This is a genomic window from Streptomyces sp. NBC_01429 (assembly GCF_036231945.1).
Lineage (GTDB): Bacteria > Actinomycetota > Actinomycetes > Streptomycetales > Streptomycetaceae > Streptomyces.
Genome location: NZ_CP109599.1, coordinates 3,429,837 through 3,446,987, shown reverse-complemented (window position 1 = coordinate 3,446,987; position 17,151 = coordinate 3,429,837). Strand labels below are relative to the sequence as shown.

The 17,151-nt window shown below is 71.2% G+C and carries 16 protein-coding genes, 1 pseudogene and 1 riboswitch; of the genes and pseudogenes, 8 read left to right on the top strand and 9 right to left on the bottom strand.

Annotated elements, in window-relative coordinates:
• Positions 1-181: 181 nt before the first annotated feature.
• Positions 182-1,168 carry a carbohydrate-binding protein gene (locus OG627_RS14685; RefSeq protein ID WP_329065198.1) on the top strand — a complete coding sequence of 329 codons (987 nt, stop codon included), beginning with the start codon at positions 182-184 and terminating at the stop codon, positions 1,166-1,168.
• Positions 1,169-1,228: 60 nt separating this feature from the next.
• On the opposite strand, the gene OG627_RS14680 is transcribed toward OG627_RS14685, so the two are convergent.
• The 3 genes and pseudogenes from OG627_RS14680 to OG627_RS14670 all read right to left on the bottom strand — a co-directional run.
• On the bottom strand, positions 1,229-2,209 hold the full coding sequence (locus OG627_RS14680; RefSeq protein ID WP_329065197.1) for a 1-phosphofructokinase family hexose kinase: 981 nt from the start codon (positions 2,207-2,209) through the stop codon (positions 1,229-1,231).
• Positions 2,210-2,509: 300 nt separating this feature from the next.
• On the bottom strand, positions 2,510-3,664 hold the full coding sequence (nagA, locus tag OG627_RS14675) for an N-acetylglucosamine-6-phosphate deacetylase (RefSeq protein WP_329065195.1): 1,155 nt from the start codon (positions 3,662-3,664) through the stop codon (positions 2,510-2,512).
• Positions 3,665-3,837: 173 nt separating this feature from the next.
• Positions 3,838-4,713, bottom strand: a pseudogene (locus tag OG627_RS14670) (ROK family protein); the annotation flags it as partial.
• Between the two features lie 348 nt (positions 4,714-5,061).
• Between OG627_RS14670 and OG627_RS14665 the strand changes: the two are divergent.
• From OG627_RS14665 to otsB, 3 genes are all read left to right on the top strand, one after another.
• Positions 5,062-6,309 (top strand): extracellular solute-binding protein, encoded by a 1,248-nt coding sequence (locus OG627_RS14665; RefSeq protein ID WP_329072661.1) that lies wholly within the window; start codon positions 5,062-5,064, stop codon positions 6,307-6,309.
• 12 nt (positions 6,310-6,321) lie between these two features.
• Positions 6,322-6,636: a DUF3263 domain-containing protein gene (locus tag OG627_RS14660; RefSeq protein ID WP_329065193.1), complete on the top strand. Its 315-nt coding sequence runs from the start codon at positions 6,322-6,324 to the stop codon at positions 6,634-6,636.
• A 107-nt stretch (positions 6,637-6,743) separates the two neighbouring features.
• Positions 6,744-7,589 carry a trehalose-phosphatase gene (otsB, locus tag OG627_RS14655; protein WP_329065191.1) on the top strand — a complete coding sequence of 282 codons (846 nt, stop codon included), beginning with the start codon at positions 6,744-6,746 and terminating at the stop codon, positions 7,587-7,589.
• A 58-nt stretch (positions 7,590-7,647) separates the two neighbouring features.
• Here the strand turns inward: otsB and OG627_RS14650 are convergent, their stop codons facing one another.
• The 3 genes from OG627_RS14650 to OG627_RS14640 form a co-directional block, all read right to left on the bottom strand.
• Positions 7,648-9,084 carry an alpha,alpha-trehalose-phosphate synthase (UDP-forming) gene (locus tag OG627_RS14650; protein WP_329065189.1) on the bottom strand — a complete coding sequence of 479 codons (1,437 nt, stop codon included), beginning with the start codon at positions 9,082-9,084 and terminating at the stop codon, positions 7,648-7,650.
• 99 nt (positions 9,085-9,183) lie between these two features.
• Positions 9,184-9,402: a hypothetical protein gene (locus tag OG627_RS14645; RefSeq protein WP_329065187.1), complete on the bottom strand. Its 219-nt coding sequence runs from the start codon at positions 9,400-9,402 to the stop codon at positions 9,184-9,186.
• 38 nt (positions 9,403-9,440) lie between these two features.
• Positions 9,441-10,451 (bottom strand): glucosyl-3-phosphoglycerate synthase, encoded by a 1,011-nt coding sequence (locus OG627_RS14640; RefSeq protein ID WP_329065185.1) that lies wholly within the window; start codon positions 10,449-10,451, stop codon positions 9,441-9,443.
• A 204-nt stretch (positions 10,452-10,655) separates the two neighbouring features.
• A riboswitch (SAM riboswitch) is annotated at positions 10,656-10,783 on the top strand.
• Positions 10,784-10,800: 17 nt separating this feature from the next.
• On the opposite strand from OG627_RS14640, the gene thrC reads away from it, so the two are divergent.
• From thrC to groL, 4 genes are all read left to right on the top strand, one after another.
• Positions 10,801-12,090: a threonine synthase gene (gene thrC / locus OG627_RS14635; RefSeq protein ID WP_329065183.1), complete on the top strand. Its 1,290-nt coding sequence runs from the start codon at positions 10,801-10,803 to the stop codon at positions 12,088-12,090.
• A 74-nt stretch (positions 12,091-12,164) separates the two neighbouring features.
• The gene (locus OG627_RS14630) at positions 12,165-12,440 is read left to right on the top strand and encodes a ubiquitin-like small modifier protein 1 (protein WP_329065181.1); all 276 of its coding nucleotides are present in this window, start codon (positions 12,165-12,167) and stop codon (positions 12,438-12,440) included.
• A 383-nt stretch (positions 12,441-12,823) separates the two neighbouring features.
• Positions 12,824-13,027 (top strand): cold-shock protein, encoded by a 204-nt coding sequence (locus tag OG627_RS14625; protein ID WP_005315736.1) that lies wholly within the window; start codon positions 12,824-12,826, stop codon positions 13,025-13,027.
• Positions 13,028-13,405: 378 nt separating this feature from the next.
• Complete coding sequence (gene groL, locus OG627_RS14620; RefSeq protein WP_114623076.1) at positions 13,406-15,031, top strand: chaperonin GroEL; 1,626 nt, start codon at positions 13,406-13,408, stop codon at positions 15,029-15,031.
• Between the two features lie 27 nt (positions 15,032-15,058).
• On the opposite strand, the gene OG627_RS14615 is transcribed toward groL, so the two are convergent.
• From OG627_RS14615 to OG627_RS14605, 3 genes are read right to left on the bottom strand one after another with little or no spacing between them, the layout of a single operon-like run.
• Positions 15,059-15,931 (bottom strand): 2OG-Fe(II) oxygenase, encoded by an 873-nt coding sequence (locus tag OG627_RS14615; RefSeq protein WP_329065178.1) that lies wholly within the window; start codon positions 15,929-15,931, stop codon positions 15,059-15,061.
• A complete protein-coding gene (locus OG627_RS14610; protein WP_329065176.1) occupies positions 15,928-16,329 on the bottom strand; it encodes a tail fiber domain-containing protein in 402 nt (133 codons plus the stop codon). Before OG627_RS14610 ends, OG627_RS14615 begins: the two co-directional genes overlap by 4 nt.
• Positions 16,330-16,331: 2 nt before the next feature.
• Positions 16,332-16,880, bottom strand: coding sequence for a hypothetical protein (locus tag OG627_RS14605; protein ID WP_329065174.1), 549 nt, complete (start codon positions 16,878-16,880; stop codon positions 16,332-16,334).
• Between the last annotated feature and the right edge of the window lie 271 nt (positions 16,881-17,151).

The following is a 17,151-nucleotide window of genomic DNA, read 5'->3' as shown; positions in this document are numbered from 1 at the left end:
ACGGCCTCGGCGGAAGCGGTTCCGCGAAGTTCGGGACAGGGCTGGGACATGTCCGCTATCCGTTCTTCACCCGGAGATCGCAGACTGGCTGCCACCCGTCAAGATCCGTCCGTAGTCTTACCCGCACGAGGTAGGCTCGGCCGGTCGGCGACGCTGGCGAGATGGTAAGGAGTGACCAGGGATGACGGCCGGGAACAACGGCGCGAGCAAGCCCGAGGACGACGATCCGTTCGGCTACCTGTACGAGGACGGCCAGGCCGCGGCGGCCGGTCAGCGGCGCCAGGGCGGTTACGGCTACCCGGGTCCCGCCGTGCAGCCCGGCGTGCCCAGGACTTCGTACAACCAGGTCAGGGCGGTAGGCGAGCGCCAGTACGGCCAGCAGCAGGCCGCCCCGCCGCAGCAGGCGGCGTACGGCCAGCAGCAGGCGTACGGCCAGAGCCCCTACGGGCAGCAGGCCCCCTCCGCCCAGCACTCCGGCGCGGCCCCCACCCAGCAGGTGCCGGGCCAGCGCGGCGGTGGCGGACGCGGCAGCGGCGGCGGCCCCAACACGAAGGGGCTGCTGATCGCGGCGGTCGCCGTGGTCGCGATCGTGGTGATCGGCATCACGGTCGCGCTGCTCTCCAAGACCGGCGACAGCGAGAAGAACAACGACGCCGCGCCCACGGACGGCCCCGCGCCCAGCGGCGACCCGTCGCAGGAGCCGAGCGCCGACGCGTCCGACGACAGCGGCGACGCGTCGGGCGAGCTGCCCAAGGGCGACGCGGCGGTCATGAAGCTGACCGCGCCCGCCGCGATGTCGTCCGACATCAAGGGCGCCAAGGGCACGAACGGCGCGTACGTCTCACTCAACGGCGTCGGCGCCTCGGCCAGTTGGACGTTCGACGCCCCCGAGGCCGGCGAGTACACCGTCTTCGTGACGTACGGCGTGCCCGGGAAGGACGCCGAGACGACGCTGAGCATCAACGGCAAGTCCCATGGCGGCGGGCTCAATATGGAGAACTTCGCGAAGGCGCCGGAGGGCGACTGGGAGAAGGGCTGGACGGTCACCTACGCCTGGATCAACCTCGAAAAGGGATCGAACACGATCAAGATCTCGTGCGAGGACGGCAACCAGTGCGAGACCGTGCTCGACCAGTTCACTCTCAAAGAGGGCCACGTGAAGCGCTGACCCGCCACCGAGAACTCCGTCCGCGCCCCGGCCTCGCCCAGCGAGCCGGGGCGCGGCCTTTCACGCCTCCGGATACTCCGTCACCGTGACGCGCGGCAGCAGGTCCTCGTACACCGACGCGTCGAACTCGCCCGCCACCGGGGCCAGTACGGTCGCCGTCGACAGCGCCACCGCGCGGCTCAGCCGGGCCGGCCACGGGAGGCGTTCGACCAGGCCGGAGAGCAGCCCGGCCACGGCGGAGTCGCCCGCGCCCGTCGGGTTGCCCTTCACCGGGGCGGGCGGGGCCGCGCGCCAGACGCCGTCCGGGGTGGCGGCCAGGATGCCGCCGGGACCGAGGGAGGCGACGACGGCGTGGGCGCCGCGGCGGCGGGCGTCGCGCGCGGCGACCAGCGGCTCGCGGGAGCCGGTGAGCAGGGCGAGTTCGTCGGCGTTCGGCTTCACCAGATCGGGGCGCGCGGCGATGCCCCTGCGCAGCGGCTCGCCGCTGGTGTCGAGCAGTACGGGCACCCCCGCGCCGCGCGCCCGCCGGATCAGCTCCGCGTACGCCCCGACGTGCACCCCGGGCGGCAGGCTGCCGCACAGGGCCACGGCGTCGGCGCCGGTGACCAGCCGGTCGTAACAGCTGAGGAAGGCGGTCCACTCGGCGGCCGAGACCGTCGGTCCCGGTTCGTTGAGCTGGGTCGTGTCGCCGGTGGCCGCGTCCACGACGGCTATGGTGCGGCGCGTCGACCCGGAGATCGGCAGGAGCGCGTCCACCGGCCGCGCGTACGGGGTGCCGGACGGCCGCCGCGCCCCGGCGCCCCGAGGGCCCATCGGCCCGCAGCCGCCCAGCAGTTCACGCAGCACATCGCCGGTACGTCCGCCCGCGAACCCCGTCACCACCGTCTCGTGCCCGAGCGCCGCCAGCACCCGCGCGACGTTCAGCCCCTTGCCGCCGGGCCGTTCGACGACCGCGTCGACGCGGTGGGTGGTGTGCGGGACCAGGGCGGGGGTCCGGTACGTGATGTCCAGGGCGGTGTTGAGCGTGACCGTCAGGATCATCCGTCGTCACGCCTCGTCATCCGTCACGCCTCCGGGAACGTACTCGCCCGGCCGGCGGCCTGCCGGCCATCGGTCGATCGGGCCATGGGAGCCGATCATTCCAAAAAGTCGGCGGTCGGCCCAGACCCCCGGCCGTACGAGCCGCGGACCGCGTCGGCCCGTCACCGAGCCGGATCTGCGGCCGTCCACCGAGACACCCCCGCGCCACGGGCACCTGCCGGACGCTGACCGCCGAGCCCCTCACCCGCACCGACTGCGTGGACCGTGCCGCCGCGCCGGGTACCACCCACCGTACGGGGCTCACCCCACGCGCGGGTCCAGCACCCAATCACCCTTGTGCAGCACGCCCTTGAGCCCGAAGTCCGCGTCGAGCACCACCGCGTCCGCGTCCTTGCCCGGCTCCAGGGAGCCGACACGGTCGTACACGCCCAGCAGCTTCGCCGGGTTGGCGGAGATGGCGCGGACGATGTCCTCCACCGGGAGGCGGTCCACGGTGGCGGCGCGCCGGAAGGCGGTGTCCAGGGTGAGGGTGGACCCGGCGATCGAGCCGCCCTCCGTCAGCCGCGCCACCCCGTCCTTGACGTCCACGGCGAGCGGGCCGAGTTGGTAGCGGCCGTCGCCGAACCCCGCCGCGTCCATCGCGTCGGTGATGAAGGCGACGCGGTCGGCGCCCGCGCGGTGGAAGGCGAGTTCCAGGGCGGCGGGGTGCAGATGCGTACCGTCGTTGATCAGCTCGACGGTGACCCGGTCGTCCTCCAGCAGCGCGGCGATCGGTCCCGGCGTCCGGTGGCCGAGCGGGGGCATCGCGTTGAACAGGTGCGTCGCGACGCTCGCACCGGCGTCGATGGCCTCGACGGTCTGCTCGTACGTCGCGTCCGTATGGCCGATCGCGGCGATCACGCCGTGCTCCACCAGCAGCCGTACGGAGTCGATGCCGCCGGGCAGTTCGGTGGCGAGCGTCATCATCCTGGCCGTACCGCGCGCCGCGTCGACCAGCTTGCGCACCTCGGCCGGGTCGGGGTCGCGCAGCAGGGCCTCGCTGTGCGCGCCCTTGCGGCAGGGGGAGATGAACGGGCCCTCGAAGTGGATCCCGGCCAGATCGCCCTGCTCGACGAGTTCGGAGAGGATCCCGGCGCGCTGGGCCAGGAAGTCCATCTCGCCGGTGACCGCCGAGGCGACGAGGGTGGTGGTGCCGTGCGCGCGGTGCGTACGGATGCCGTGGAGCACGTCGTCCACCGAGCCGGAGGTGAACGAGGCACCGCCTCCGCCGTGGTTGTGCAGGTCCACGAAGCCGGGGACGAGCCAGTGGCCCGTCAGATCGATCCTGACGGCGTCGTCCGGGGCGGCGCCGGCGATCCGGCCGCCCGCCACGATGACCCGGCCGCCGTCCACGGTCCCGGTGGGGAGCACCACGCGGGCGCCGGTGAGAACGGTGCTTTCGGCGCGTGCGGCCATCAGGCGGTTACCTCCGTGGCGAGTGGATCGGCCGGGTCGGCCGGGTCGGCCGATCCGGTGTCGTCTTCGGGCCGGTGTCCGGCACGGGCGGCGGCGGACTCGGCCTGGGAACCGGCGGATCCGGCGGACTCGGCGGACTCGGCGGACTCGGCGGACTCGGCCTGGGATCCGGCGGCCACCAGGTCCCAGGCCAGCAGCCCCGCGCCCAGGCAGCCGGCCGTGTCCCCGAGCGCCGCCGGGACGATCTCGGGCAGCGTCTGGAACGTGACGCGCGCCTCGACCGCCGCCCGCAGCGGGGTGAACAGGGTGTCGCCCGCCTCGGCGAGGCCGCCGCCGATGATCAGCGTGCGCGGGTCCAGCAGGGTGAGCGCGGTGACCAGCCCGGCGGCCAGCGCGTCGACCGCCGCCCGCCAGACCCGTACGGCCGCCGGGTCGCCGGACTCCACGGCCTTCGCGCAGTCGGCGGCGTCCGCCGTCGGGTCGCCGCTCGCCGCCGCCCAGGCGCGGGTCACGGCGGCGGCGGAGGCCAGCGTCTCCAGACAGCCCCGCTGTCCGCAGCCGCACTCGGGGCCGTCGGGCCGGACCACCACATGGCCGATCTCGCCCGCCGAGCCGTGGGCGCCCGCCTCGATGACGCCGTTGATGCCGATGGCCCCGGCGATCCCGGTGCCCAGCGGCACGAACAGGAAGCGGTCGGCCCCCCGCCCCGCGCCGAGCCGCCCCTCGGCCAGCCCGCCGGTGCGTACGTCGTGCCCCAGCGCCACCGGCACACCGCCGAGCCGGGCAGCGAGCAGGTCGCGCAGCGGTACGTCGCGCCAGCCGAGGTTCGCCGCGTAGAGCGCGATGCCGCGCTCGGCGTCGACGATTCCGGGCACGGCGACCCCGGCGGCGACGGCGCTCGCGCCGAAGTGCTCCGTACCGTAGGCGCGCAGCTCGGCGGCGAAGCCGAGGATGCCCTCCACGACGGCCTCGGGCCCGCGCTCCCTGCCGGTCGCCCGCCGCGCCTCGTGGAGCAGCGTGCCGTCCGCCCCTACCAGGGCGGCTTTCATGCCGGTGCCGCCCACATCGAGGGCGATGACGTGTCTCACGGGAACAGTCTCGCGCGTAGAACCATAAAAGGTCTAGTCCACTGCCCGGCGGAGATCACTGCTTTTCACCCGGTCGCCGGTCAGGCGCGGCCCCGCGCGGCCGAGTTGCCTCTGGGACAGGTGTTGCCGAAGCGAAACCACCCTTGGGTAGACCTCAAACCATCTGATAGGAGAAAATCATGTGCCTCATCACATTGCGTCACCTCGGCCGGTTCGGTTGAGCACGACGCGCGTGCCCCACGTACGTGCGTATCGAGACGCGAGAACCAAAAGGGCGGGAACACAGCTGTGCGACAGCGCTACTCCGGAATGACCGCGGCGATAGCCGCACTGGGCATGACCATGGCGCTGGCCGGTTGCGGCGGTACGGGAGGGGCCGGAGACGTCACCCTCAAACTCGTGGCGGCGGATTACGGCACCAACGCGCAGACCAGTTCGGAGAAGTACTGGAAAGCGCTGGCCTCGGAGTTCGAGACCAAGAACCCCGGTATCAAGATCGATGTCAATATCCGCCCCTGGAAGACCATCGACGCGGATGTCGCCGAGATGGTCGAGGGCGGCAAGGCGCCGGACATCGCGCAGATCGGCTCGTACTCCCACTACGCCAGGCAGGACAAGCTCTACACCGCCGACGAACTGCTCTCCGTCCCCACCCAGGCGAACTTCCTCACCCAGCTCTCCGAGGCCGGCAAGGTGCACCGCGTCCAGTACGGACTGCCGTTCGTCGCCTCCACCCGGCTGCTCTTCTACAACCAGGACCTCTTCACCGAGGCCGGTATCAGCGCCCCGAAGACCTGGGCGGACATCAAGTCCGACGCCGAGGCGCTCAAGGAGAAGGGCGTGACGACGCCGATCGCGGTGCCGCTCGGCTCGGAGGAGGCGCAGGGCGAGACCCTGATGTGGCTGCTGAGCGGTGGGGGCGGCTACACGGACACGGCCGACGGCTCGTACAACATCGACTCGCAGCAGAACATCGAGACCTTCCAGTGGCTCCAGAAGGACCTGGTGGGCGCCGGGCTGACCGGCCCGGTCGCCCCCGCGGAACTGGACCGCGCCACCGCCTTCAAGGCGTTCACCAGCGGCCAGGTCGGCATGCTCAACGGCCACCCCACGCTGATGCAGGACGCCAAGAAGAGCGGCATCAAGGTCGGCATGGTGCCGCTGCCCGGTATCGACGGCAAGGCCAAGTCGACCATGGGCGTCGCCGACTGGATGATGGCCTTCAAGCAGAACAACCACCGCCGCGAGGTCGGCCGCTTCCTGGATTACGCGTACGAGGACAAGAACGTCCTGAACTTCGCGGGCCAGTACGATCTGCTGCCCGTCACCTACAGCGCGAACGAAACCATGGTGGCGGACGACTCCCATGCCGACCTGCGCAAATTCCTGGAGGCGCTGCCGACGTCGGAGCTGCTTCCGTACGGCAAGAACTCCTGGGGCACGGTGAGCGACAGCCTGAAGAAGAACATCGGCAAGGCGGTCGAGCAGGGCGCGAGCCCGTCCAATGTCCTCGGGCAGATCGCGCGCGACGCGTCCGCCGCCGAGGCGGCCGAGTAGCGTGTAGGTCATATGACCGTCGCCGAAACCCCTGATACGCCGGAGCCGGAGAGCCCCGGGGAGCCCGGGGAGGCCGCAGAGCCCGCGGAGGCCGCGCGGCTCTCCGGGCTCTCCGACCGCGACCGCGCCGTTCTCGCCGTCGAGCGGCGCGGCTGGCCCGGTCCCGGTGCCAAGGAGCGGGCGATCAGGGAGCGGCTCGGGCTGTCCCCGACCCGCTACTACCAACTGCTCGGCGCGCTGCTGGACGACCCGCGCGCCGCCGAGCACGACCCGGTGACGGTGAACAGGCTGCGCCGGGTGCGCGACGCGAGGCGCGAGCGCCGGTAGACGGGACGAGCATCCCCTGGCCTCCACCTCTCCACCTCTCCCGCCGCTCTGCCACCGGACCGGCCGAAAACGCTGAAAGTGCTGATGGGCGCGGATAGGCTCGGGTCATGGGCAGCCATCCGCACCCCCTCCTGCCGGATCCGACGACCCCCGCCGGCGCCGACGGCCTGGCCGCGCTTCTCGCCCGGCCAGGGAAAGCCGTCGTCGCCCTCGACTTCGACGGCACCCTCGCCGATATCGTCCCCGACCCCGAACAGGCCCGCGCCCATCCGCGCGCCGTCCCCGCCCTGGCCGCCCTCGCGCCGCGCGTCGCCTCGGTCGCCGTCGTCACCGGCCGCCCGGCCGGGGTCGCGGTGCGGTACGGCGGCTTCGCCGGAGTGCCGGGCCTGGACCATCTCGTGGTCCTCGGCCACTACGGCGCCGAGCGCTGGGACGCGGTCTCCGGCACGGTCCACGCCCCCGCCCCGCACGAGGGCGTCGCTGCGGTCCGCGCCGAACTCCCCGGCTTCCTGGACCGGTTCGGTGCCTGGCACGGCACCTGGATCGAGGAGAAGGGCCAGGCCGTCGCCGTCCACACCCGCCGCGCCACCGACCCCACGGCCGCCTTCGAGGCCCTGCGCGACCCCCTGAACGAACTGGCCGCGCGCCACGGCCTCATCGTCGAACCCGGCCGCATGGTCCTGGAACTGCGCCCGCCCGGCATGGACAAGGGCGTCGCCCTGCTGGAGTACGTACGCGAGGTCGGCGCCGAGACCGTCCTCTACGCGGGCGACGACCTGGGCGACCTCCCGGCCTACGCGGCCGTGGAGAAACTGCGCTCCGACGGCCACCCCGGTCTGCTGGTGTGCAGCGGCCGCGAAGTGCCCGAACTGGCCGAACGCGCCGACCTCGTGCTCCCGGGCCCGGCGGCGGTCGCGGACTTCCTGGCTGCCGTCGCCGAGGCGACCGCCTGACGCGGGCCGTAGGTGTCGGCCGTACCTACGGCCGACACCTGCCGGTGCGCGCGTACGGTCAGCTGTCGCGCAGCGCGTCCAGCTGGTCCAGGAACCAGCGCTGCGGCGGCAGCGCGGTCGCAGCGGCCGCCAGGCGCTTGCCGCGTTCCGCGCGGTCGCCGTCCGGGAGGGAGAGCGCCTCGTGGAGGGCGGCCGAAGTGGCGCTGATGTCGTACGGGTTGATCACCAGCGCGTCCTCGCCCAGCTCCTCGTAGGCGCCCGCCTCCCGGGAGAGGACCAGCGCGCAGCCGCGCTCGGAGACGACGGGGATCTCCTTCGCGACCAGGTTCATCCCGTCGCGGATCGGGTTGACCAGCGCCACGTCGGCCAGCCGGTAGGCGGCCAGGGAGCGGGCGAAGTCGTCCTTGACGTGCAGCACGACCGGGGTCCAGCCGTCCGTGGAGAACTCGGCGTTGATCCCGTCGGCGACCCGCCGCACCTCGGCGGTGTAGTCGCGGTAGACCGCCAGGTCCTGCCGGGAGGGGTAGGCGAAGGCGACATGGACGACGCGCTCGCGCCATTCGGGGTGGTCCGTCAGGAGCTGCCGGTAGGCGAGCAGGCCGCGGACGATGTTCTTCGACAGCTCCGTACGGTCGACCCGGACGATGGTCTTCCGGTCCGTACCGTCCGGGGCGCTGCCGATCTGCCCGCGCAGGGTCACGATGCGCTCGTCCACGTCCGGCCGGTGCGCGCGCTCGCGCAGGAAGTCGGCGTCGGCGCCCAGCCCGTGCACGCCGACGCGCGTCTTGCCCGTACCGCCCAGCAGCTCCGCGCAGCACGCGGTGAAGGCGTCGGCCCAGCGCCGGGTCAGGAAGGCGGCGCGGTCGGCGCCCAGGATGCCGCGCAGGAGCTGGCGCGCGATGTCGTCGGGGAGCAGCCGGAAGTAGTCGACCGGCGCCCACGGGGTGTGCGAGAAGTGCCCGATCGACAGGTCGGGGCGCAGCGCGCGCAGCATTCCGGGGACCAGCGCCAGGTGGTAGTCCTGCACGAGGACGGCCGCGCCGTCGGCGGCCTCGTCGGCCAGGGCCTCGGCGAAGGCGCGGTTGTACGCCTCGTACGAAGCCCACTGGGCGCGGAACTCCGGGCCGAAGGACGGCTCCAGCGGGGTCTGGTAGAGCAGGTGGTGGACGAACCAGAGCGTCGAGTTCGCCACGCCGTTGTACGCGTCCGCGTACACCTCGGGCGGGATGCCGAGCATGCGGACGCGCTGCCCGCCGGTGTCCGCCGGGTCGAGCCTGCCGTCCAGCCGCCGCACGGCCTCGCGGTCGCCCTCGCCGAGCGCCGCGCACACCCACACCGCGTCCGTGTCCGGGCCGATGGCCGAGAGCCCCGACACCAGCCCGCCGCCGCCCCTCTTGGCCACCAGGGCGCCGTCGTCGCGCAGGGTGTACGAGACGGGGCCGCGGTTGGACGCGACGAGGACGCGGGCGGGCGGGGCGGGGTGCTCGGAGACCATGTGCCGAAACCTAGCCCGTACGGGAAACGCTCAAACGTACGGACGGTGGCGCACTGACGCCACCGGCCCTCGCCCCCGGCTGCCTCGCCGGCTCGTCGGTCAGTCGCGCCGGCCGCGCGTGGCGGCCACTGCCACCACCCCGGCTCCGGTCAGCGCGAGCGCCACTCCGCCCAGCAGCCACAGCCGCTCGGCGGAGGTCCCGGTCTGGGCCAGGGCGCTCACCGCCCACTGCTTCATGTCCATGAAGCGCGGGTCCATGAAGCGAGGGTCCAAGAGGTTCGGGGCGAAGAGGTTCGGGGTCAGGAGGTCGCTGCTCATGGAGCGAAAATCTAGACATTAGATATGAAAATCTACCGTTACGCCGCGCGTCCGGCCGGGTACTCCGCGATCTCCCGCACCGGCGGCCGCTCCTCCGTGTCCACCGCGTGCGTGCGCGGCGTGAACCCGTCCGAGCCCCGCTCGAACTGCGTCAGCCTCGGCCGCACCAGATGGCCCCGGGAGAGCCGCAGCTGCGCCGTACGGTAGATCGCGGCGGCCATCCGCCCCAGCGCCCGGTCGTCCTGGTGGCGGTGGCGCCGTACCCCGACGTCGACCTGGGCCAGCGCGTCGAGCCCCACCGTGTGCAGCGCGTCCACCAGGAGCCCCAGCTCCACCCCGTACCCCACCGGGAACGGCAGCCGCTCCAGCAGCGAGCGCCGCGCCGCGTACTCCCCGCCCAGCGGCTGTACGAAGCCGGCCAGCAGGGGCCAGTGCAGGTTGAGCAGCGGGCGCGCCACCAGCTCCGTCACCCGGCCGCCCTGACTGACCTGGCCCCCGGTCTGGGCGCCGGTCTGGCCGCCGGTCTGCCCGCCGAGTTGCCCGTCCTGCCCGGCGGGCAGCGCCAGCGGGCGGTCGTACATCGCCTTCACGAACTGCACATCGGGCTCGGTCAGCAGCGGGCCGACGATCCCGGAGACGAAATCCGCCGAGAAATCCCGCAGATCCGCGTCCACGAAGCACACGATGTCTCCGCGCGTCACCAGCAGCGACCGCCACAGGACCTCGCCCTTGCCGGGCAGGGCGGGCAGCCGCGGCAGTATCGCGTCCCGGTGCACCACCCGCGCCCCGGCCGCGGCTGCCACCTCGGACGTACGGTCGGTGGAGCCGGAGTCGATCACCACCAGCTCGTCGACCAGCCGGTTCTCCACCATCAGCTCGCGGCGGATCACGGAGACGATCTCCCCGACCGTCTCCTCCTCGTCCAGTGCCGGAAGCACCACACTCACGGTGGCGCCCCGGGCGGCTTTCGCCGCCAGCAACTGGTCGAGCGTACGGTCGGCGGCGGACCAGGAACGCCTGGTCAGCCAGCGTTCCACCTCTTCCAGCACGTTCGGTACTCCCTGCGCTGATCCATAAAACGTGATCCATCTCGCGGTGCGGACGACTATCTCAACCGTCCACTCCTTCGGTTACAGTCTTGAACAACACCGCTGACCACCGCATGCCGGGGTCAATAGGTGAAACACCTGATACATCCGAAACAGATGAAACAGGTGTCACAAACGCACCGGGCCCCGGGTCCGGCGCCATAGCGCTCATCCAGAGGGACTGAGGGAACGGCCCGTTGAAGTCCCGGCAACCCTCCCGCCGACCGCGAGGTCACGGTGGGGAAGGTGCCAATTCCGTCTTGTGGCGAAGTACGTCGCGAGGAAGATGAGGAGAAAGGGCCTCGCCATCATGGCTGTGCAGACCGTCCGGAGCACCAGCACCACCGTCGACCTCGGACCCGCCGCCGCACTCTCGTGCCGCGAATGCGGAGAGCGCTTCGACCTCGGCCCCATTTTCGCCTGTGCGAGCTGTTTCGGGCCGCTCGAAGTCGCCTACGACCTGCCGAGCGGCGGCCCCGACGAGCTGAAGAAGCGCATCGCCGAGGGACCCGACAACATCTGGCGTTACGCGCCGCTGCTGCCCGTCCCCGCCGACGTGGCCTCGAAGCCGAACATCAACCCCGGCTTCACCAAGCTCGTCAAGGCCGACAACCTCGCCCGTGAGCTGGGCATCACCGGCTCGCTGCACGTCAAGGACGACTCCGGCAACCCGACGCACTCCTTCAAGGACCGCGTCGTCGCCATCGCCGTCGAGGCCGCCCGCGTCTTCGGCTTCACCACGCTCTCCTGCTCCTCCACCGGCAACCTCGCCGGCGCCGTCGGCGCCGCCGCCGCCCGCGCCGGCTTCCGCTCCTGCGTGTTCATCCCGCACGACCTGGAGCAGGGCAAGGTCGTCATGGCCGCGGTGTACGGCGGCGACCTGGTCGGCATCGAGGGCAACTACGACGATGTGAACCGCTTCTGCTCCGAGCTGATCGGCGACCCGCTCGGCGAGGGCTGGGGCTTCGTCAACGTCAACCTCCGTCCGTACTACGGCGAGGGCTCCAAGACCCTCGCGTACGAGATCTGCGAGCAGCTCGGCTGGCGCCTGCCCGACCAGCTCGTCATCCCGATCGCCTCGGGATCTCAGCTCACGAAGATCGACAAGGGTCTTCAGGAGCTGATCAAGCTGGGCCTGGTCGAGGACAGGCCGTACAAGATCTTCGGCGCCCAGGCCGAGGGCTGCTCGCCGGTCTCCACCGCCTTCAAGGCGGGCCACGACGTCGTACGGCCGCAGAAGCCCGACACCATCGCCAAGTCCCTGGCGATCGGCAACCCGGCCGACGGACCGTACGTCCTGGACATCGCCCGCCGCACCGGCGGCGCCGTCGAGGACGTCAACGACGAGCAGATCGTCGACGCGATCAAGCTGCTGGCGCGTACCGAGGGGATCTTCGCCGAGACGGCGGGCGGGGTCACCGTGGGCGTCACGAAGAAGCTCATCGAGGCAGGGCTCCTCGACCCGACCCTCACCACCGTCGTCCTGAACACCGGCGACGGGCTGAAGACCCTCGACGCCGTGGCGCCGACGACCGGACCCACCGCGACCATCCGCCCGAGCCTCGACGCGTTCCGCGACGCGGGCCTCGCGGTCGGCTGACGCGACGCCCCGGGACCTGCGACCCGCAGGGACCCACGACTCCGAAACTTCCGCAGAAAGGCTGGGCATCCGTCATGAGCGTCAAGGTCCGCATCCCCACCATCCTCCGTACCTACACCGGCGGACAGGCCGAGGTCCCGGCGGAGGGCGCCACCCTCTCCGAGGTCATCCAGTCCCTGGAGAGCAGCCACCCGGGCATCGCCGCCCGCGTCCTGGACGACCAGGGCAAGCTGCGCCGCTTCGTGAACGTGTACGTGAACGACGACGACGTCCGTTTCGAGCAGGGCCTGGAGACCGCGACCCCCGCGGGCGCCGGCATCTCGATCATCCCGGCCGTCGCGGGAGGCTGACCCTCCGTACGCACGCCGTGCGCGACGCGTACTCCCCGTAACCGGCATGGCCCTCTCCGCACGAGAAGCGGAGGGGGCCATTCTGCATGGTTGAGCAGGATAGAGTGAGGGAAGGGCCCCCCGCCGATCGGAATCGGCGCACGCGAGAACGCGACAACATGGGGCCGAACTCCAGGTGGCCTTTGCGTGATAGGTGCGCTTTGCCCGGCCCGACTTGCCCTGGATCGCAGCGAATTCAACGCTATGCGAGTTCGGCCATGCCCAGATTTCCCCGCCGATTGCCCTGTTGCAGAGGGCAGTTGGGCAGATACATTCAGCCGCGGTCGACGCGTTCCGGCGCGAAGTGTGGCCCCGTGCAAGGGCCAGTAATAGGGGAGTTAGGCATGGCTCAGGGCACCGTCAAGTGGTTCAACGCGGAGAAGGGCTACGGCTTCATCGCGGTAGACGGTGGTGCGGATGTTTTCGTCCACTACAGCGCGATTCAGATGGACGGCTACCGCACCCTTGAAGAAGGTCAGCGAGTGGAGTTCGAGATCTCGCAGGGCCAGAAGGGTCCGCAGGCGGACATGGTCAAGCTCGCCGTCTGATCCCGGCGCGATCGGCCACCGACGCACTCACGACGTACTCACCACGCACCGCACGTCACTCACGCACGTGGGGCCCGCATCCAGAACATGGATGCGGGCCCCACGTGCGTGACCCGTGCGTGACCGCTCCGGAGGCGCTCGCGCCCTCCCGTCACCCGGCCGCCACCCTTCATCGATGCTCTGTGGGCGCTTGCACTCTCGGGGGTCGAGTGCTAATTATTGGCGTTAGCACTCTGCAAGTGAGAGTGACAACTTAGGACCGGGTCGGTGAGGCCCGCAGAGCCGGTGGGGCAAGGAACCACACGACTCTCAGGCCGTCCGTCGCGGGCGCCAGCGCGGTCCGGAGAAATCCACCCCAGTCCGGGAGGACCACTTCACATGGCCAAGATCATCGCGTTCGACGAGGAGGCACGGCGCGGTCTCGAGCGCGGGATGAACCAGCTCGCCGACGCCGTCAAGGTCACCCTTGGTCCCAAGGGTCGCAACGTCGTCCTCGAGAAGAAGTGGGGCGCCCCCACGATCACCAACGATGGTGTGTCCATCGCCAAGGAGATCGAGCTCGAGGACCCGTACGAGAAGATCGGCGCCGAGCTGGTCAAGGAAGTCGCCAAGAAGACGGACGACGTCGCCGGTGACGGAACGACCACCGCGACCGTCCTCGCCCAGGCGCTCGTCCGCGAGGGCCTGCGCAACGTGGCCGCCGGCGCCAACCCGATGGCCCTCAAGCGCGGTATCGAGAAGGCCGTCGAGGCCGTCTCCGGTGCCCTGCTGGAGCAGGCCAAGGACGTGGAGACCAAGGAGCAGATCGCTTCGACGGCCTCCATCTCCGCCGCCGACACCCAGATCGGCGAGCTGATCGCCGAGGCCATGGACAAGGTCGGCAAGGAAGGCGTCATCACCGTCGAGGAGTCGCAGACCTTCGGTCTGGAGCTCGAACTGACGGAGGGCATGCGCTTCGACAAGGGCTACATCTCGGCGTACTTCGCCACGGACATGGAGCGTATGGAGGCGTCGCTCGACGACCCGTACCTCCTGATCGTCAACTCCAAGATCGGCAACGTGAAGGACCTCCTTCCGCTGCTGGAGAAGGTCATGCAGTCGGGCAAGCCCCTGCTGATCATCGCGGAGGACGTCGAGGGCGAGGCGCTGTCGACCCTGGTCGTCAACAAGATCCGCGGCACCTTCAAGTCCGTCGCCGTCAAGGCCCCGGGCTTCGGTGACCGCCGCAAGGCCATGCTCAACGACATCGCCATCCTCACCGGCGGTACGGTCATCTCCGAGGAGGTCGGCCTCAAGCTGGAGAACGCCGGTCTCGACCTGCTGGGCCGTGCCCGCAAGGTCGTCATCACCAAGGACGAGACCACCATCGTCGACGGTGCCGGTGACAGCGACCAGGTCGCCGGCCGGGTCAACCAGATCCGCGCCGAGATCGAGAACAGCGACTCGGACTACGACCGCGAGAAGCTCCAGGAGCGCCTCGCGAAGCTGGCCGGCGGCGTGGCCGTCATCAAGGCCGGCGCCGCGACCGAGGTCGAGCTGAAGGAGCGCAAGCACCGCATCGAGGACGCGGTGCGCAACGCCAAGGCCGCCGTCGAGGAGGGCATCGTCGCCGGTGGTGGCGTGGCTCTGCTCCAGGCTTCCTCGGTCTTCGAGAAGCTTGAGCTGACGGGCGACGAGGCGACCGGCGCCAACGCCGTGAAGCTCGCGCTGGAGGCTCCCCTCAAGCAGATCGCCGTCAACGGTGGTCTTGAGGGCGGCGTCGTCGTCGAGAAGGTCCGCAACCTGACGGTCGGCCACGGCCTGAACGCCGCGACCGGCGAGTACGTCGACATGATCGCCGAGGGCATCATCGACCCGGCGAAGGTCACGCGCTCCGCTCTGCAGAACGCCGCGTCCATCGCCGCGCTGTTCCTGACGACCGAGGCCGTCATCGCCGACAAGCCCGAGAAGGCCGGCGCCGCCCCCGCGGGCGGCGGCATGCCGGGCGGTGACATGGACTTCTGATCCGACCGGGGCTCCGGCCCCAGTGGATCAAGCGTCCTGACCGAGGGCGGCATTCCTTCCAGCAGTCTGTGGAAGGGGTGCCGCCCTCGGCTTTTCCGTTGTACGGCCTTGCCGGGCCGGCTGGGGTGGCTCGTCGTCACCGCGCGGAACCTGCTCGGCAACCACTACCGCTCGGTGGCCCGCCTCGTGCCGCTTGCTGGGGCAACTGACCGGCCGTACCTCGTGCCAGGCGGTGGGGCGGAAGAAGACGATGCTGTCGTGCTCGGGCTCCCAGTCCCGCCAGGTGCGCTCCTGCCACTTTCCGGTGGTCCCGGTGTGCAGCGGAAGGGCCGCGTCGAACATCCGCAGCTCGCCCCCGTCGAAGGGCCGGGGCGTGCGGTGCAGGTAGTACACGAACGTGAGCAGACGCCGGGGGGAGAACTCGGCGGTGGAGTCCTGGTGCGCCCGGTAGAAGTCGCCGTCGTTGTGGACGTTGAGGGTGTAGTCGGGTTCGGTGTACTGGCAGGAGACGCCCAGGGTGTGCTCGACCGCCTCCACCACCTCGTCGATGGCCGAGATCAACTCGGGCGCGGCGAAGTCCTGGTGAGACCGGGACCGGCGGAAGTCGGGGACCACCTCGTGGTCCCGGATCATGGAGGGCCGCAACGTGTCGCCGGTGGAGGCGATGGCGCGCTCCAGCAAGGCGCCGGCCGTCCGGTCGCCCAGGAACTGGGTGATACGGCAGACCGTCACCGGAAGCCGCCAGATCGCGTCCGTGCACACCGGCGACGGCTGACCCGTCGCCTCGGACGGTCCGGTTGCTTCCGTTGCTTCCGTTGCCTCCGTCGCGTTCGTCAGTCCCGTCGGTCCCGTCATGGTGTCCTGCCTTGTCGTGGTGTCCAGCGTGTCCGGCGTCGTCACGCGGGTTCGGTCGTGCTCGCGCCCGCGCCCGCGTCCGCTGCCTCGCGGAGGCGTTCCACTTCGGCCGTGAGTTCCTCCACGCGGCGGTGCAGGGCCTGGATGCACACCAGGGAGACGCCGAGGCCGTCGACGACGGGGATGGTGGTGTCGTCCTGGTTGAAGCCGAAGGCGGCGTGCCAGTCCTGGGCCATCGGCCCGAGGTGGCGTACGTCCTCGGGCTCCCAGAGGTAGCGCCAGGTGCTGACGGGCAGCGCGACCACGGTCTCCAGGACCCTGTGTCCGTTGACCGCACCCGCCGAGGCGACGGGTGCGACAGGTGCGGCCGGTACGACCGGGGCGGCCGGGGTGGCCGGGGCGGCGCCGGCGGCCGCCCGGGACCGCCGGTGGAAGAACCGCATCCCTACCGGCTCCAGTCGACCGGGACCACGTCCCGCTTGAGCCCGCGGTCGCTACAGACGCTGCACGGCGCTCCCGGGACACCGGGGCCCTGGTCGATGCCGATGGTGATCGCTCCGTGCGCCCCGGCCGGAGCGTGGACGCCGTCGCCGACCATCGCGGCTTCGTAGCCGCCCAGCAGCTCCTGGACGGTTCCGACGCCCAGGTTCTCCGGGGCGGTGATCGCGGCCACGCCGTCGTAGTCGGTGTAGGCCGCCCCCAGGGTCCGGCCGCCGATGGTGGCGAACACGATCCGGGCGCCGCGGATGGGCTCCCCGGTCACCGCGTCGGCCGCCATCGCGTGGATGTTCTCCAGCTGCATCTGGGTGACGTTCAGGCTGGCCTGGCTGGCCGTGAGCCTGGTCGGCTTCAGGCTCGGGCATTCCGCCCCGCTGCACGGCGCGGCCGTCGGCGTGGCCGGGGCGGCCGCGGACGCGGCGGCACCGCTCCCCGCGCCCAGCGACGCCAGCGCCGCGGCCATCACCGCGATGGTCTTGCGACCCGCAAAACTCATGTCCACTCCCAGGAGAACAGGGAACTGCCCGAGCGTGCGTATCCGTACCGGCGCGCGGGACGGCCAGGACAGGCCGGAAGGCCGGAGCGAGCCGGAACGGCCGGAGCCAGCAGGAACGGCCAAGGGCGAGCCTGGACGGGACCGGGGCGCGTACGGCACACGACGGGTGCCGCCCCCTCGGACGGCGCACCGACCGTATCCACGCCCATCCGGCCCAACCAGCCGACCATCGCGAGTTAGCGCGATCTGATGAACGGTCGGCAGGACGGTG

Coding starts and splice junctions, on each gene's coding strand:
- OG627_RS14685 (WP_329065198.1), top strand. CDS start 182: ATGACGGCCGGGAACAACGGCGCGAGCAAGCCCGAGGACGACGATCCG.
- OG627_RS14680 (WP_329065197.1), bottom strand. CDS start 2,209: ATGATCCTGACGGTCACGCTCAACACCGCCCTGGACATCACGTACCGG.
- nagA (WP_329065195.1), bottom strand. CDS start 3,664: ATGGCCGCACGCGCCGAAAGCACCGTTCTCACCGGCGCCCGCGTGGTG.
- OG627_RS14665 (WP_329072661.1), top strand. CDS start 5,062: ATGACCGCGGCGATAGCCGCACTGGGCATGACCATGGCGCTGGCCGGT.
- OG627_RS14660 (WP_329065193.1), top strand. CDS start 6,322: ATGACCGTCGCCGAAACCCCTGATACGCCGGAGCCGGAGAGCCCCGGG.
- otsB (WP_329065191.1), top strand. CDS start 6,744: ATGGGCAGCCATCCGCACCCCCTCCTGCCGGATCCGACGACCCCCGCC.
- OG627_RS14650 (WP_329065189.1), bottom strand. CDS start 9,084: ATGGTCTCCGAGCACCCCGCCCCGCCCGCCCGCGTCCTCGTCGCGTCC.
- OG627_RS14645 (WP_329065187.1), bottom strand. CDS start 9,402: ATGAGCAGCGACCTCCTGACCCCGAACCTCTTCGCCCCGAACCTCTTG.
- thrC (WP_329065183.1), top strand. CDS start 10,801: ATGGCTGTGCAGACCGTCCGGAGCACCAGCACCACCGTCGACCTCGGA.
- OG627_RS14630 (WP_329065181.1), top strand. CDS start 12,165: ATGAGCGTCAAGGTCCGCATCCCCACCATCCTCCGTACCTACACCGGC.
- OG627_RS14625 (WP_005315736.1), top strand. CDS start 12,824: ATGGCTCAGGGCACCGTCAAGTGGTTCAACGCGGAGAAGGGCTACGGC.
- groL (WP_114623076.1), top strand. CDS start 13,406: ATGGCCAAGATCATCGCGTTCGACGAGGAGGCACGGCGCGGTCTCGAG.
- OG627_RS14610 (WP_329065176.1), bottom strand. CDS start 16,329: ATGCGGTTCTTCCACCGGCGGTCCCGGGCGGCCGCCGGCGCCGCCCCG.
- OG627_RS14605 (WP_329065174.1), bottom strand. CDS start 16,880: ATGAGTTTTGCGGGTCGCAAGACCATCGCGGTGATGGCCGCGGCGCTG.